Annotated in this window: 15 protein-coding genes; 5 read left to right on the forward strand and 10 right to left on the reverse strand. The window is 66.3% G+C overall.

The genetic code is table 11. The annotated features are described in order from the left end of the window. The first annotated feature begins 2 nt into the window (after positions 1–2). On the forward strand, positions 3–620 hold the full coding sequence (locus tag VARPA_RS05285) for a 5-formyltetrahydrofolate cyclo-ligase (RefSeq protein ID WP_013539523.1): 618 nt from the start codon (positions 3–5) through the stop codon (positions 618–620). 75 nt (positions 621–695) lie between these two features. On the opposite strand, the gene VARPA_RS05290 is transcribed toward VARPA_RS05285, so the two are convergent. Then, complete coding sequence (locus tag VARPA_RS05290) at positions 696–1,679, reverse strand: LysR substrate-binding domain-containing protein (RefSeq protein WP_013539524.1); 984 nt, start codon at positions 1,677–1,679, stop codon at positions 696–698. Between the two features lie 287 nt (positions 1,680–1,966). Between VARPA_RS05290 and VARPA_RS05295 the strand changes: the two genes are divergently transcribed. Then, positions 1,967–2,290 (forward strand): DUF2917 domain-containing protein, encoded by a 324-nt coding sequence (locus VARPA_RS05295; RefSeq protein ID WP_013539525.1) that lies wholly within the window; start codon positions 1,967–1,969, stop codon positions 2,288–2,290. An 84-nt stretch (positions 2,291–2,374) separates the two neighbouring features. Here VARPA_RS05295 and VARPA_RS05300 read toward each other — a convergent pair whose 3' ends face one another. Beyond that, positions 2,375–2,779 carry a BLUF domain-containing protein gene (locus VARPA_RS05300; RefSeq protein ID WP_013539526.1) on the reverse strand — a complete coding sequence of 135 codons (405 nt, stop codon included), beginning with the start codon at positions 2,777–2,779 and terminating at the stop codon, positions 2,375–2,377. Between the two features lie 134 nt (positions 2,780–2,913). Here VARPA_RS05300 and VARPA_RS05305 point away from each other — a divergent pair, with 134 nt between their 5' ends. Continuing rightward, positions 2,914–3,639 carry a Crp/Fnr family transcriptional regulator gene (locus VARPA_RS05305; protein ID WP_049794330.1) on the forward strand — a complete coding sequence of 242 codons (726 nt, stop codon included), beginning with the start codon at positions 2,914–2,916 and terminating at the stop codon, positions 3,637–3,639. 19 nt (positions 3,640–3,658) lie between these two features. On the opposite strand, the gene VARPA_RS05310 is transcribed toward VARPA_RS05305, so the two are convergent. Continuing rightward, positions 3,659–4,549 (reverse strand): DUF6279 family lipoprotein, encoded by an 891-nt coding sequence (locus VARPA_RS05310; protein WP_234974949.1) that lies wholly within the window; start codon positions 4,547–4,549, stop codon positions 3,659–3,661. Here VARPA_RS05310 and glmU point away from each other — a divergent pair. Beyond that, the gene (glmU, locus tag VARPA_RS05315) at positions 4,548–5,984 is read left to right on the forward strand and encodes a bifunctional UDP-N-acetylglucosamine diphosphorylase/glucosamine-1-phosphate N-acetyltransferase GlmU (RefSeq protein WP_013539529.1); all 1,437 of its coding nucleotides are present in this window, start codon (positions 4,548–4,550) and stop codon (positions 5,982–5,984) included. The two genes, VARPA_RS05310 and glmU, sit on opposite strands and share 2 nt — an antisense overlap. Positions 5,985–6,146: 162 nt before the next feature. On the opposite strand, the gene VARPA_RS05320 is transcribed toward glmU, so the two are convergent. Continuing rightward, positions 6,147–6,629 (reverse strand): Lrp/AsnC family transcriptional regulator, encoded by a 483-nt coding sequence (locus VARPA_RS05320; RefSeq protein WP_013539530.1) that lies wholly within the window; start codon positions 6,627–6,629, stop codon positions 6,147–6,149. 138 nt (positions 6,630–6,767) lie between these two features. Between VARPA_RS05320 and glmS the strand changes: the two genes are divergently transcribed. Next, complete coding sequence (gene glmS / locus VARPA_RS05325) at positions 6,768–8,648, forward strand: glutamine--fructose-6-phosphate transaminase (isomerizing) (protein ID WP_013539531.1); 1,881 nt, start codon at positions 6,768–6,770, stop codon at positions 8,646–8,648. Between the two features lie 21 nt (positions 8,649–8,669). Here glmS and VARPA_RS05330 read toward each other — a convergent pair whose 3' ends face one another. The 6 genes from VARPA_RS05330 to VARPA_RS05355 are packed head-to-tail and all read right to left on the reverse strand — an operon-like array spanning position 8,670 to position 15,342. Further along, positions 8,670–9,992, reverse strand: a complete 1,323-nt coding sequence (locus VARPA_RS05330) for an aspartate aminotransferase family protein (protein WP_013539532.1) — start codon at positions 9,990–9,992, stop codon at positions 8,670–8,672. A 4-nt stretch (positions 9,993–9,996) separates the two neighbouring features. After that, positions 9,997–11,049 (reverse strand): phosphotransferase, encoded by a 1,053-nt coding sequence (locus VARPA_RS05335; protein WP_013539533.1) that lies wholly within the window; start codon positions 11,047–11,049, stop codon positions 9,997–9,999. Positions 11,050–11,082: 33 nt separating this feature from the next. Then, a complete protein-coding gene (locus VARPA_RS05340) occupies positions 11,083–11,904 on the reverse strand; it encodes an ABC transporter permease (RefSeq protein ID WP_013539534.1) in 822 nt (273 codons plus the stop codon). Next, positions 11,901–13,151: an ABC transporter permease gene (locus VARPA_RS05345; RefSeq protein WP_013539535.1), complete on the reverse strand. Its 1,251-nt coding sequence runs from the start codon at positions 13,149–13,151 to the stop codon at positions 11,901–11,903. The genes VARPA_RS05340 and VARPA_RS05345 overlap by 4 nt, the downstream gene beginning before the upstream one ends. Continuing rightward, entirely contained in the window at positions 13,148–14,206 is a 1,059-nt protein-coding gene (locus VARPA_RS05350; RefSeq protein WP_013539536.1) for an ABC transporter substrate-binding protein, read from the reverse strand. The genes VARPA_RS05345 and VARPA_RS05350 overlap by 4 nt, the downstream gene beginning before the upstream one ends. A gap of 53 nt (positions 14,207–14,259) precedes the next feature. Then, complete coding sequence (locus VARPA_RS05355) at positions 14,260–15,342, reverse strand: ABC transporter ATP-binding protein (RefSeq protein WP_013539537.1); 1,083 nt, start codon at positions 15,340–15,342, stop codon at positions 14,260–14,262. Positions 15,343–15,507 lie beyond the last annotated feature (165 nt).

Here is a 15,507-nt window from a genome sequence, read left to right on the forward strand (position 1 = left end):
TTATGGACAAGTCAAAGGGAGCCGACACCTCGGCGACGGCGAGTTTTCTGAAGGATCAGTTGCGCAAGGCATTGATCGAACAACGTCTGGCGATGCCGGACCGGCTGACACGCGCCGACCTGCTGCAGCGCGTCATGCGCATCTGGCTGGTCGGCCGGCCCGACACCGTGATCGGCGCCTATTGGCCGATCAAGGGCGAGTTCGATCCGCTGCCCGCGCTGCACCGCTGGAAGGAAGACGGCGAGCTGATGGAAGAGACGCAGCGCCGCCGCATCGGACTGCCCGTGATCGACAAGGTTCACAAGACCCTCACCTTCCATGCCTGGTATCCGGGCTGCCAGATGGAAGAAGACGCCTACGGCATTCCCAAGCCCAAGGACACCGAGCTGATCGTGCCGACCCTGCTGTTCGTGCCCTGCGTGGGCTACAGCGCCGGCGGCTACCGGCTGGGCTACGGCGGCGGTTTCTACGACCGCACGCTGGCGGCGCTGGAGCCGCGGCCGTTCACGGTGGGTCTGGGCTTCACGCACGGCTTCCTAGAGGACTTCGAACCCGAAGCGCACGACCTGCCGCTCGACGCCATCCTCAACGACAACGGCGTCGTCTGGCCGATGTCTTGAGCCCCCCGGCTTTTCACTTCGTGTAACTCCAGCCCCCAAGGGGGAGGCGCGGCCCGGCGGCGGCCGCATTCCCGATCAATCGATGTCGTCGATGGTGTCCGGATCGGGCACCTCGCCGATGGTCCCGCGCGTGGTGTCGGCCTGCAGCAGCAGCCAGTCCCAGAAGGCCTTGATCTCGGGCCGCAGCGCGTTGCGCGGGCCGGCGATGAGCCAGTAGGACATCGGTGAATCCATGCGGTGCTGCGGCAGCACCTCGACCAGGTCGCCGTTGGCCAGGCTTTCGGCGATCAGCGAGCTGCGCGCCAGCACCACGCCCTGTCCGGTGAGCGCGGCCTGCACCATCTGGTAGGCGTAATTGAAATAGAGCCAGCGCTTGGGCTGCGCGCGCTCCAGGCCATTCACTTCGAACCAGCGCCGCCACGTCAGCCATTCGAGGTGCGTGCGATGCGCATCGCCGGCCTCGATCAGCGTGAAGCGCGTGATGTCTTCCGGCGTCTTGATCGGCGGGCTGCTCTTGATGAGCCAGGGGCTCGCCACCGGCGTGAGGTTTTCGCCGAACAGGCGCACGGCGGTGGGCGGCATGGCCTCGCGGGGGCCGTAGCGCAGGGCGATGTCCACGTCGGCCACCTCGAGGTCCACCGCCACGTCGCTGGCGTCGATGCGGATGTCGATCTCGGGGTTGTCGCGCTGGAAGGCCTCCAGCCGCGGGATCAGCCACATCGAGGCAAACGACGCAAACGTGGTGAGCGACACGCTCTTGCGCCCCGCGCTCTGGCGAATCTGGCGCACCGCCATGTCGATGCGCGGCAGCGACTGCTGCACCGAGAGCAGCAACTGCGCTCCGGCGCTGGTCAGCTCCACCGCCCGCGTGTGGCGCAGGAACAGCGACACGCCCACTTCCTCTTCCAGCGACTGGATCTGGCGGCTGACCGCCGACTGGGTCAGCGCCATTTCCTCGGCCGCGGCGCGGAAATTCAGGTGCCGGGCGACGGCCTCGAAGGCGCGCAGATGGCCGGCGGAGATCGGGCGGGAGCGCAGGTGGGTTTGCGAATGTTGCATGGAGGTGCCTTTGAAAGGCCGGCTGCATCTGCTTGCGCTGTCCCTTCGGGGAACACCGCGGAACCGGCTTTGCCGGGCTGCAGGTGTTGCCCCCGGCGAGGGGGGAGGAGAAGCGACACGAAGTGCGCGAAGCCTGGGGGAGAGCCTTGATTGATGCGAAACCAGCATCAGTAGGCTACTTCGTTTTCATTGGACCCACAACGCCCGGGAAACGATCATTCATTCCCGAACTGCGCCATTGCCTCCGTCCTGTCAATCGCACTTCGGCAAGCCCAAGGAGTTTCATCATGTCCACCGCCGTCTGCACCACCCCATCGCTCGCTTCCCTGTCGATCCCCGCCCGTACCGCTGCCGCCGCCGTGCCCCCGGCCGTACGCCGCGGCGCCTGGCAGATTGCCCCCGGCGAGGCAATGAGCCTGAAGGCGCGTGCGGCCAGCGTCCTGCGCGTCAAGCAGGGCCGGGTATGGATCACGCCCGATGCCACGCTGGCCAATCCCAGCGAAGACCTGGTGCTCGCACCGGGCGAATCGATGACGGTGGCCGCCGGCCAGCGCATCGTGATGGAAGCATGGGATGGCTACGGTGCCACCTACACATGGGATCAGGCCTGAACGGTCACCGGTTCCATGGACGCACAAAGGCGGCTTCGGCCGCCTTTTTCTTTTTGTCGGCGGCTTCGAGCGCCTTTTTCTTTTTCAGCCGCTGATGTCGAAGCTGGAGCGCAGCGCCAGGAAATGCTTGAACGCGGCTTCCCCTTCCAGGGCGTGCACGCCGGCCATCAGATCAGGGCCTTCGCTCTCGGCCAGGCCCAGGCCGAAGCCGCTGTAGCGGCGCGATTCCAACTGGCCCTCGTGGACCAGCCGCACCTCGGTGTGCCGGAGGTCTCGTTCGATGCTCCGCATCAATGCCTTCACCGCATCGCGCGGGCCCTCCAGGTGCTGGCAGAAACGCATGCCGTCGAAGACCAAGAGGCCGGTGATCTTTCGCTGGGCATTGCGGGCCCGTGCCTGGCCGACGATGGTGCCCACGGCATTGGGGGGCAGGTCTTGCGCGAGTACGCTGCAATAGAAAATTTCGTGGAGCGGCTGTTCGTCTGTCATGCGTCTTGGAAGAAAACGCTGCGGAGTCTAGACAGCGGCGACGGCCGGCGAAATGTAAAAAGACACAGCGCAAAAGCCTATAGTGCCGCGTGAGATTCGATGACTATCCCGTTGCCGCGTCCCCTCCCCAAGGGGTGAATCCTTGCGACGACTGCGCGCTGCGCCGGCTTGAGGCGTTCCTGCCCGCATCGCCGGAAGAGCTCAAGACCATCCAGTCGTTCCGCGTCGGCGCCCGGCGGGTGGAAGCCGGCGGCTCGATCATCGAAGAGCACCGGCCCAGCACGCAGCTCTTCACCCTTTATTCGGGGTGGGCGTTTCGCTACAAGACCCTGACCGACGGGCGCCGACAGATCCTGAGTTTTCTGCTGCCCGGCGATTTCATCGGCCTGCAGGACGAATTCGCCGAAGGCCAGACGCACGGCGTGGAAGCCGTGACCGACGTTTCGCTGTGCGCCTTCTCGCGCGACCGCCTCTGGCCGCTCTTCCACGCCCAGCCCAAGCTCGGCTACGACATCACCTGGCTCGCGGCGCGCGAGGAAAAGATGGTGGACGACAACCTCGTCACCACCGGCCGGCGCAACGCGGGCGAGCGGGTGGCGATGCTGCTCATGCACCTGTACCGCCGGGCCGAACGCGTGGGCATGGTGCGCGACGGCTGGGTGGAGTTTCCGTTCAACCAGCAGCACATCGCCGATGCGCTGGGGCTTTCGCTGGTGCACACCAACAAGACCCTGCGCCGCCTGCAGCGCCTGGGGCTCCACAAGCTCGATGCGGGGTGGCTCCGCATCCTGGAGCCGCATGCGCTGGAGGCGCTGGGCGACTATTTCGAGCGGCCGCTGCGGCCCGTTCCGCTGATCTGAAAGCGCGCCGGCCGCGGCCTCAGCGCGTGGCCACCACCAGTTGCCGCAGGTCGCTCTGGTAGGCCTGCAGCCGGCGCACCGCTTGCTCGCGCTGGCTGGCGCTGGTGCCGTTGTGCAGGGCCGCGAGATTCCGGCAGCCTTCCTCCAGCAGCGCCTGCTGCTGGTCGCGCCAGGGGCCGGGCGGCGGCTCCGCGATGCGCAGCAGATAGGCATGCAGCGCGGCGCGCGCCTCGGCCGGCGACGGCTTCTTCGTGGCGAACCCGCGCAGCATCGCCAGCGCCTCCTGCTGGCGCTTGCGGCGCTCGGCATCGGCGAGCTGCGGGCTGAAGACCGACTGCGCCACCTGCTGCTTCAGCAGATCGCGCTGCTCGGACGTGAGGCGGCCGTAGAAGTCTTCCATGCGGTCGAGGAACTGGTCGTAGCGCTTTTCCTGCACCTGCGCGGGCGTGCGGTCGAGCCAGTCCTTGCGGTAGTCGTTGTTGAGCTTGGCGTACTTGCGCTCCAGCTGCTGCAACTGCGATTCGCTCAAAGTGAGTGCCAGGTCGGTGGTGGCCGGCTCGGCGCGCTCGACCGCGGCCAGCAGGCGCTCGCGAATGCTGTCGGCGAATTTGCAGGCCTGTGCCGGCGTCACCTCGCCCGGCGCCAGGCCTTGCGCTTCCTGCAGCAGGGTGATGACCTTGGGCAGCTCGTTCTGCCGGTGCCAGGCCAGCAACTGGGCGAGTTCGTCGCGCACCTTGGGTGTCTGGGTGCTGTCGAAATCGAAATACCCGTCGAGCCACCAGTAGCTCACCTCGGGCAGGTTGTTGTAGGCCAGCTTCACCGCGCTGCAGGCGCCCAGCGCAGAGACCAGCAGCAGCACGCCGATAATTCGCGCCAGTTCCGCGCAACGCATCCGGGAAAACACAAGCATGAATCAGACTCCGCAGCAGCAAAAGCAAGACATCCAGGGGCCGATCGACGTGGTGATCATGGCGGCCGGCAAAGGCACGCGCATGAAAAGCAGACTGCCCAAAGTGTTGCATCGTTTGGGCGGCCGCGCGCTGATCGCGCATGTTGCCGACACCGCCGCCCGCATCGGCGCTCGCCATGTGGTGGTCGTGACCGGCCACTGTGCTGCCGAGGTCGAGGCCGCGATGGCCGGCGCCGTCGGCGGCGCGACGCCCCGTTTCGCACGCCAGGAACCGCAGCTGGGCACCGGCCACGCCGTGCAGCAGGCGACGCCGCTGCTGCCCGACGACGGCACGGTGGTCGTGCTCTCGGGCGACGTGCCGCTCATCGGCGAAGCCACGCTGCGGGCGCTGGTTGCCGCCAGTGCCGGCGAGCGCCTGGCGCTGCTGACCATCGAATTCGACGACCCGAGCGGCTACGGCCGCGTGATCCGAAGTGCGGCCGGCGGGGCGGTGACGGCCATCGTCGAGCACAAGGACGCCAACGAGGCGCAGCGCGCGGTGCGCGAGATCTACAGCGGCGTGATGGCCGTGCCCGCGCGCCTGCTCAAGGGCTGGCTCGCGCGGCTGGACAACCGCAATGCGCAGAATGAGTACTACCTGACCGACGTCGTGAAGCTCGCCGCAGCCGACGGCGTGTCGGTGGTGGCGCACATCACGACCGATGCGCTGCAGGTGGCGGGCATCAACAGCCCGGTGCAGCTCGCGGCGCTCGAGCGCGCCTGGCAACTGCGCCAGGCGAATGCGCTGATGGAGCAGGGCGTGCGCCTGGCCGACCCGGCGCGCTTCGACCTGCGCGGCACGCTGGCATGCGCGGGGGACGTCGAGATCGACGTCAACTGCGTGTTCGAAGGCGCGGTGTCGCTGGGCGAGGGCGTGCGCATCGGTGCGAACTGCGTGATCGCCAACGCGCGCATCGAGGCCGGCGCGGTGATCCATCCGTTCACCCACATCGACGGCGAGAAGGCCGGCGTGACGGTGGGCGAGCGCGCCCTGATCGGCCCGTTCGCGCGCCTGCGCCCCGGCGCGCAACTCGGGACGGAGGTGCACATCGGCAATTTCGTCGAGGTGAAGAACTCCACGCTCGCGGCCGGCGCCAAGGCCAATCACCTGGCCTACCTGGGCGATGCCACGGTGGGCGAGCGCGTCAACTACGGCGCGGGCAGCATCACCGCCAACTACGACGGCGCCAACAAGCACCGCACGGTGATCGAGGCCGACGTGCACATCGGCAGCAACTGCGTGCTGGTGGCGCCGGTCACCATCGGCGCGGGCGGCACCATCGGGGGCGGATCGACCGTCAACAAGTCGACCGAACCGGGCGCGCTGACCGTGGCGCGCAGCAAGCCGGTGAGTTTTCCCGACTGGAAGCGGCCGCAGAAGAAGCCGAAGGCCTGATATCGCATTGCGTTCGAAAAGACGAATCCGTTCACGCTGAGCTTGTCGAAGCGCCGCGTGAGGCTTCGATCCTTCGACAAGCTCAGGACAGGCCAAGCTCAGCCCGAACGGTTCTCGTTGATCAAACGCGAGGTCGTATGCGAGGTCGTATGAACGGCTGCCTCAGCCCAGCGGCACCGCGGGTTCGAACTTGGCGCGCTTGAGGCTGAAGAACGCCTTCACGTTGCGCACGTTGGCATCGGCCGTGAACAGGCGCTGGGTCAGCGCGCCGTAGTCCGGCATGTCGCGCGCCGCGACCACCAGCACGAAGTCGGGGCCGGGCGAGACGCGCCAGCACTGCTGCACCGCGTCGTCGGCGATCACGCGGGTTTCGAAGGCGTCGAGCGCGGCGGCGTCCTGCCGGTCCAGCGAAATCTCGACCACCGCCTGCAGTCCGTGGCCCAGCACCGCGGCCAGCCGGTCGGGCGAGAGCAGTGCGACCTGGCGCTCGATGAGGCCTTCGTCCTTCAGCCGCTGAACCCGTCGGAGGCACGTGGGCGGGGAGATGCCCACGTCGGCGGCGAGGCGCTGGTTGGTCTGCGAGGCGTCGCGCTGCAGCGCTTCGAGCAGCCGGAGGTCTACTGCATCGAGGGAGATTGATTCCATATATCGATAAATTATGGAATAAAAATCCAAATAGAAGAAGTGATGAAATAAAACTCCAAATTCAATGGAATTTCGAGGGCATATTTTCTCTTCACCTCCCTACCATCTGGCCTCTTCTTCATTCAAAGGCAGCTCACCATGTGCGGCATCGTCGGGGCAGCGTCCCATCGCAACATCGTTCCGGTCCTCGTCCAGGGCCTCCAGCGGCTCGAGTACCGCGGCTATGACTCCTGCGGCGTCGCGGTGCATGCGAGCGGCCTCACCCGGGCGCGCACCACCTCGCGCGTGGCGGAGCTCGTCACCCAGGTGCGCGAAGACAAGGTCGAAGGCCTGACCGGCATCGCCCACACGCGCTGGGCCACGCACGGCGCGCCGGCCGTTCACAACGCGCACCCGCACTTCAGCCACGGTCCCGGCGCCGACGCGCAGGGCGCGCGCCCCGGCCGCATCGCGCTCGTGCACAACGGCATCATCGAAAACCACGAAGCGCTGCGCGCCGCGCTCGAAGCCAAGGGCTACGTGTTCGAGAGCCAAACCGACACCGAGGTCATCGCCCATCTCGTCGACAGCCTCTACAACGGCGACCTGTTCGAGGCCGTGAAGGCCGCGGTGCTGCAACTGCACGGCGCCTACGCCATCGCCGTGATCTGCCGCGACGAGCCGCAGCGCGTGGTCGGCGCGCGCGCCGGCTCGCCGCTGATCCTCGGCGCGGGCAAGGACGGCAGCGAGAACTTCCTCGCGAGCGACGCGATGGCGCTCGCGGGCGTGACCGACCAGATCGTCTATCTCGAAGAAGGCGACGTGGTCGACCTGCAGCCGGGCAAGTACTGGATCGTCGACAAGAACCACAAGCCCGTGACGCGCCAGGTGCGCACCGTGCTCGCGCACAGCGGCGCGGCCGAACTCGGCCCCTACCGCCACTACATGCAGAAGGAAATCTTCGAGCAGCCGCGCGCCATCGGCGACACGCTCGAAGGCGTGGCGGGCATCGTGCCCGAGCTGTTCGACGGCATCGGCCAGGACGGCGCCACGGGCGCCAGCGCGCATCGCGTTTTCAAGGACATCGACAAGATCCTCATCCTCGCCTGCGGCACCAGCTACTACAGCGGCTGCACCGCCAAGTACTGGCTCGAGAGCATCGCCAAGATTTCCACCCAGGTCGAGATCGCGAGCGAATACCGCTACCGCGACTCGGTGCCCGACCCCAAGACGCTGGTGGTCACCATCAGCCAGTCGGGCGAAACGGCCGACACGCTCGCCGCGCTCAAGCACGCCCGCTCGCTCGGCATGGAACAGACGCTGACGATCTGCAACGTCGCGACCAGCGCGATGGTGCGCGAGTGCAAGCTGGCGTACATCACGCGTGCCGGCGTGGAGATCGGCGTGGCGTCGACCAAGGCCTTCACCACGCAGCTCGCCGGCCTGTTCCTCCTGACGCTGGCCATCGCGCAGACCAAGGGCCATCTCACCGAAGCCGACGAGGCGCGCTACCTGAAGGAAATGCGCCATCTGCCGGTCGCGCTGCAATCGGTGCTCGCGCTGGAGCCGCAGATCATCGGCTGGGCCGAGGACTTCGCGCGCAAGGACAACGCCCTGTTCCTCGGCCGCGGGCTGCACTACCCGATCGCGCTCGAAGGTGCGCTCAAGCTCAAGGAAGTGACGTACATCCACGCCGAGGCGTACGCGGCCGGCGAGCTCAAGCACGGCCCGCTCGCGCTGGTGACGAGCGAGATGCCGGTGGTCGCGGTCGCGCCGAACGACGCGCTGCTGGAAAAGCTCAAGAGCAACCTGCAGGAAGTGCGCGCGCGCGGTGGCGTTCTGTATGTGCTGGCCGACGGCGACACGAAGATCAAGAGCGGCGAAGGGCTGCATGTGATCCGCATGCCGGAGCACTACGGCCAACTGTCGCCGCTGCTGCACGTGGTGCCGCTGCAGCTGCTGGCGTATCACACGGCGTGTGCGCGCGGGACCGATGTGGACAAGCCGCGGAATCTGGCGAAGAGCGTGACGGTGGAGTGAGGCGGACAGGGCCCGTTGGACCTAGCGAAGGCCTGAAACGCCTTCGGCAAGCACCTCGTCCAACCTCGCAAGAAAGATATCCGCGTGCGCTTCGGAGAACGGCAAGGGCGGACGCACCTTGAGCACGTTGCCCGCGATGCCTGCAGCCCCGATCAACACGCCGCGCTCGCGCATGGCGTTGACGATCCTTGTCGTTTCGGTCGGGGCCGGCGTCTTGGCGGCTCTGTCGCGCACGAGCTCGATGCCGACGAACAAGCCCTCGCCGCGTATGTCGCCAATGAGTTCGTGCCGTTCGGCGAGCCGGGCAAGACCGGCCTTGAGATAGCAACCGACGCGTTTGGCGTTCTCTTGCAAACCTTCCCGCTCGATCACATCCAGCACCGCCGTTCCGACATTGGCCGAAACGGGGTTGCCGCCGAACGTATTGAAGTACCGGCAGCGCTCGCCGAATTCGCGCAGCAACTGCGAGCGGCAGACCATGCCTGCCATTGGATGCCCATTGCCCATGGGCTTGCCGAGCGTCACCATGTCAGGCACCACGCCGTGGCGCTGAAAGCCCCACATGTGCGACCCCATGCGTCCGAAACCGGCCTGGACCTCGTCGGCAATGAAGACGGCGCCCGCAGCACGCATGGTTGCGACCGCCTCCGCCACGAAACCCGCTGGATCTGTGTAGACCCCGTCGCTGGAGAAGGCGGTGTCCAGCAGCAGCGCGGCCGGCCGAATGCCGGCCTGGCGCATGTCCTCGATCGCCCTGCCGACATGCGCGGCGAAGTCTCGACCGGCTTCGGGCCCTTGCCCGACTGGCATGGGCACGGTGCGCACATGGCTGCCGAGCGGCGCATGCGCCCCCAGTGAAGGCGAGAGTTCGGCCAGCGCGCTGGTGACGCCGTGGTACGCGAACTGCGTGACGACGATGCCGGAGCCACCGGTGCAGGCCCTGGCCACTCGCAAGGCCAGGTCGTTCGCCTCGCTCCCGCTGCAAGTGAACATCACATGCGCGAGCTCCACCGGGAAAGAAGCGAGCAGGCGTTCGGCATAGTCGACAACGTCTTCGTGCAGGTAGCGCGTATGCGTGTTCAGCTGGGCCGCTTGCCGCGCCAGCGCGGCGACGACTTCGGGGTGGCAGTGCCCCACGCAGGCGACGTTGTTGTAGGCGTCGAGATAGGGCGTGCCGTGCGCGTCGTACAGCCAAACGCCTTCTCCCCGGACCAGATGCACGGGCTTTTCATAGAACAGCCGGTAGGCGGGCCCAAGCAGGCGCCGCCTGCGTTCGAGCAGGGTCTCTTCGGTACGCGCGTCTCTGGCGGATCCGGAGGTTTCGGAGGTTTCGGCAATCGTCATTTCGTCATTCCATGTTGCAGGCGCGGCGCAGCGTCTGGCGCGCTTGTGCTCTCGGAAGGGCGCCGCAGCGTTCCAGGCGAGCCCAGGACTTCGCGTTGTTGCGCAGGATGTAGTCGCGGTTCTCGGGATGCTGCTGCGCACGCCATCCGCCGATGGCCACGACCGAGACCAACCGCGTCGCCATGAGGTCGAAGAGCACATCGATTTCCATTGGCTCGAGCGGAAGCACCGCGTGGTAGGCCGCGACGAATTCGGCCACCGTACCGAGCGGATCGGAACTGTCCGTCAATTGGTACGAGCTGGCGATCGCGAGGTCGTTGATCAGCGCCGTGTGCACCATGTCGCCGAAATCGAGGATGCCGGCCACGCGGTCATGGTGTGCCGGATCCACCAGCACGTTGTAGTCGTTGAGGTCGTTGTGCACGACCTGCGCCCGCAGCCGTGCAAGCTGCGGTCTGGCGTGCTCCTCGAAACCGTCCAGGAAGCGTTCGGCCAGGCTGCGCTGCCTCATGTCGGGGATGTGCGCCAACAAATCTCTCAGGTCGCCGGCATGCTTGAGGTCCCATGGCAGGTCATGTCCCGCGGCCGGATGGAAAAAGCCGCGCAGCGCGATCGCGAGCCGGGCCAATGTCGCGGCCATGTGCTGGCGCAGTGCGGAACTGCGCGGAACCATCGGCAGCAGGTCGCCCTGCAGGTACGACAGCAGCCGCACGATGCGAGGTGCATGGCCGCCGATGGCGAGGAATTTCTCGGATTCGCCATCGCGGGTCTCGATCACATGAGGAACCGGCAGCGTCGGGTCGGTGCGCATGATGTGCAGCAACGCCTGGGTCTGGAATTCGGTCATGGACCGGTCTTCCGCAGGGTGCGAAATCTTCAACAGGTAATCGTGTCCCTGCCCGGACCGGATGCGGAAGTTCTGGTCGCGTTCGCCGGTCAACCGCTGCACCACACCGCTGATGCCGTAGTGATCGTGAACGAGCCGCTGCGCGGTCTCCACGTCGATTGCCGGGGCCGGCAGCGTGAACGCATCGCCGATGTTCGACAGACTATGCATGCTGATGGAATTCCATGTGAGTTGAGAAGGCCCTCATGCCGCCACGCCGCGCAGTCGTGCGCTGCGCCGCCGCAGCCACTCCAGGGTGAGCAGCAAAAGGACAGCCAGGCCGATCAGCAGCGTCGCGGCTGCCGTGATGGTCAAGCTGATGTTGTCGTTGATGCCGGCGAACATCTGGCGCGGCAGCGTGCGTTGGTCCGGTCCCGTCAGCAGCATCGCCACCACGACTTCGTCGAAGGAGATGGCGAAGGCGAACAGCGCGCCCGAGAAGATGCCCGGCGCCAGCATGGGCAAGGCCACGCGAAAGAACGCGCGCAGCGGCGATGCGCCCAGATTCGCTGCGGCGCGCAGCAGGTTGACATCGAATCCGGCCAGTGAAGCGCTGACGCTGACCAGCACGAAAGGTACGCCGAGGGCCGCATGCGCGAGGGTCAGGCCGATGAGGCTGTTGGCCAGACCCACGCGCGCAAAGGCGAAGTACATCCCCACCGCCACGATGATGACCGGCACGACCATCGGAGAAAGCAGGAGTGCGAAGACGAAGGCCCGTCCGCGGAACCGGGTGCGCCAGAAGCCGAAGGCAGCCAACGTTCCCAGAACGGTCGCCAGCACCGTCGCACCGACACCCACGAGCAGGCTGTTCTTCAGCGTGGGCAGCCAATTGCCGGAGGTGAAGAAATCTTCATACCAGCGCAATGAAAAGCCGGGCAGCGGGTAGTAGAAAAAGGAGCCGCTGGAAAACGACAACGGCATGATGACCAGGATCGGCGCCATCAGGAAGACAAGCACCGCGATCGCGTACGCCCACAACAAGAGGCGGCAGCTTCGCTGGAGGGGGGATGCGTTCGGGTTCATGCCGCTTTCATCCTGTCGACGCCAACGAGGCGCGCGTAGGCCGCATAGAGAACAGTGGTCGCCATGAGCAGCAGCAGAGACAGCGCCGCGGCCATGCCCCAGTTGATGGTCTTGGTCGCGTAGAAGGCGATGAAGTAGCTGATCATCTGGTCCCCGGCACCGCCGACCAGCGCCGGCGTGATGTAGTAGCCCAGCGCCTGGATGAACACCATCAGGCCGCCGGCGCCCACGCCCGGGAGTGTCTGCGGCAGGTACACGCGGCGAAACGCCGTCCAGGGCGTCGCGCCCAGCGACCCGGCGGCCCGCATGTGCGAGGGCGGAATGCTCTTCATCACTGCGTAGAGCGGCAGCACGACGAACGGCAGGAGCACGTGCACCATCGCCGCGTAGACCGCAAAGCGCGTGTAGAGCATCGCGAGCGGCTCTTTGATGAGGTGGAACTGGAGCAAGGCCGAGTTCACGACGCCCTCGTTCTGCAACAGGACGACCCAGGCGGTCGTTCGCACGAGCAGCGAGACCCAGAAAGGCAGCAGCACGCAGATCATCAGCAGGTTCGCCTTGCGCTCAGGCAGGCTGGCCAGCAGGTACGCCAGCGGATAGCCGAACAGCAGGCAGGCCAACGTGACGCCGCCCGCAATCGACAAGGTGCGCCAGAGGATCGGCACGAAGACCGCCTGGTCCGGCGGCATCGCTTCGACGCCGCCGCCCGGCGACGAACGCAGGTCGAGCGCGCCGAGAACGAACAGCGAAGTCGCGGGACCCTTGGCACGCGCCAGGGCTCCCCAGGTATCGAGCTCGCCCCATTTCGGATCGATGCCGACAAGCACCTCGCGCGCACTGGGCTCCAACGGCCCGTCCGGCAGGCGCCGGGCCGTGGAGAACATCAGCGAGCGGAACCCGTTCACGTCGTAGTTCAGGCGCGTGGCGGCCGACGCGAGCCGGCCGGCGCTGCGCGCCGCGCGCACGTCGGTTGCCAGGGCGGCGAACACGGCGTCGTCCGGCAACGCGGTCCCGTTCCACGACTGCAGCCGTGCAGACACCGTCGGCAGGATCTCGGCCACTTCGGTGTCCACGACGGATCGGCTCAAGAGGGCGCCGATCGGCACGAGGAACGTGAGCAGGAGGAACAGTGCGAGCGGCGCGATCAGGAGCAGGGCCTTCGTGCGGTGACGGCGGGAAGCCCGTCTCAGATCGCTCTTCAGGCCCCTGGCGGCGGCCGTCGGACAGGTCGCGCCGTCTGCGGTCACTTCGACACCCAGCTATTGAAGCGCTGCGTCAGGCGGTCGAGGTTCTCGAGCCAGAACTTGTCGCTGATGAGCAGGGCGCTCGCCATGTACTCCGGGTTCGTCGGGAGGTCGGGCAGAACGGACTTGGCGACCAGCTCGGTGCTGCGCTTGTTGGTCACGCCGTAGGGAATGAGGGGAGGGAGGTCCTTCTGCACCGACGGCGCTCCGGCGAAGACAAGGTACTGCTCGGCCTGCGCCTTGTTCGGCGATCCCTTCATGATGGCCCACGAGTCGATGGTGTAGAGGCTGTTCTTCCAGGTGATCCGGAAGTTCTTCTTGTCGGTCTTGTTGGCCGCGGCGATGCGGCCGTTGTAGGCCGACACCATCGCCACTTCGCCCGAGGCCAGCAGCTGAGGCGGTTGCGCGCCCTTCTCCCACCAGACGATGCTGCTCTTGATGGTGTCGAGCTTCTTGAATGCGCGGTCCACGCCCGCTGGCGTCGACAGCACCTGATAGACATCCGCCGGCTTCACGCCGTCCGCGATCAGCGCGAACTCGAGGTTGGTCTTTGCGCCCTTGCGCAGGCTGCGCTTGCCCGGAAACTTCTGCAGATCGAAGAAGTCCGCCCACGACTGCGGCCCCGCGCCCTTGAACTTGTCGCCGTCGTAAGCCAGCACGAAGTTGTAGAGGATGGCGCCGACGCCGCAATCGTTCGCGGCCTCCGGCATGTAGGCATCGCGCCCGCCGAGCTTGGCCCAGTCGATCTTCTCGAAGAGGCCTTCCTCGCAACCCAGTTGCAGTTCCTCGGATTCGACCTGCACCAGGTCCCAGTTGTTCGCACCGCCCTGGAGCTTGGCGCGCAGCACGCCGATGCCACCGTCCCACGATTCGTCGACCAGCTTGACGCCGGTCTTGGCAGTGAAGGGCTTGAAGTACACCTCGCGTTGCGCGTCCTGGTATGCGCCTCCCCACGACACGACGGTGAGCGGACGGCCTTGGGACCAGGCGTTGGTTGCAAGGCCTGCGGCGCCGAGCGTCGCAACGAGCAGCAATGTGGCCGAACGAAAGATGGACATGAGCGATTCCTCTATCTGTGGGGTTGAACTACGGGCGGGGAAGAAGAGCACCCTCAGGGTGCGACGAAGATCCGGGCGTGTTCGATGCGCCATGTCACGCAGAGGCGTGAGCCGGGCGTGGGCAGCGTGTCGAACTGATCGGGGCTGCGGCAGGCGATCATTTCCTGGCCGTCGCTGGTGCGAAGACGGGCGCGCATCTTGTCGCCGACGAAGATGGCCTCCTCGAGCGTCGCGGCCACGCCCACGCCTTCAGCGCTCCTGGACGTGGACAGCTCGGCGCGTTCCGGGCGCAGCGTGAAGACGCCCTCGCCGCCGACACGCAAGCCATCGCCTGCAACGGCCTGCAGGAGCGAGCCGCCTTCGGTGCGCAGAACGGCGACGCCGTCCACCAGCGCTTCGACCGTGCCCGACAGGCGATTGCTCTCTCCGACAAATGTGGCGACGAAAGCACTGGACGGCTGCTCGTACATCTCGCGCGGTCCGCACAGTTGCTGGATCTTTCCCTGGTGAAACACCGCGATGCGGTCCGACATGGTCAGCGCCTCTGCCTGGTCGTGCGTCACATACACCATGGTCACGCCGAGGCGCCGGTGCAGTTGCCGAATCTCGAACTGCATTTGTTCCCGCAGGTTCTTGTCCAGCGCACCCAGCGGTTCGTCCATCAACACCAGCTTGGGCTCGAACACCAGCGCCCGGGCCACGGCGACGCGCTGCTGCTGGCCTCCGGACAACTGAGCCGGCAATCGTTGTGCCGCATGCGACAACTGCACCATGTCCAGCGCGAGCTTCACCCGGCGTGCCTGCTCATCGCGTCCGACGTTGCGGACCTGCAATGGAAAGGCGACGTTCTCGCCAACGGTCATGTGGGGAAACAACGCGTAGTTCTGGAACACCATGCCGATGTCCCGCTTGTATGCGGGCACCGCGCGCAGCGATCGACCCGCCAGGCGGATGTCCCCGCTGGTCGGCGTCTCGAAGCCGGCCAGCATCATCAGGGTTGTCGTCTTGCCCGATCCGGAGGGGCCGAGCAGCGAGAGGAATTCGCCTTCCTGCACTGCGAGGTCGAGGTGATCGACGACCTGCGACAAGCCGTCGTAGGACTTGCAGACTTGATCGAAGGTGGCAATGACGGACATGACTATTTCTTCTCTCGTGGTTGATCTGATTTGTCTTTTGCAGCACCCCGGCTCCATCGCCCAGATCGGACAAGAAGCCTTCGCAGCCGTTTCTATGCCCCGGCGACGCAATCATCCAGCGGAATAACCAGAAAAGGCTACGGAAATTGGCTGTCTGCGGCGAAT

This window comes from Variovorax paradoxus EPS (assembly GCF_000184745.1).
In the GTDB taxonomy this organism is placed as follows: domain Bacteria; phylum Pseudomonadota; class Gammaproteobacteria; order Burkholderiales; family Burkholderiaceae_C; genus Variovorax; species Variovorax paradoxus_C.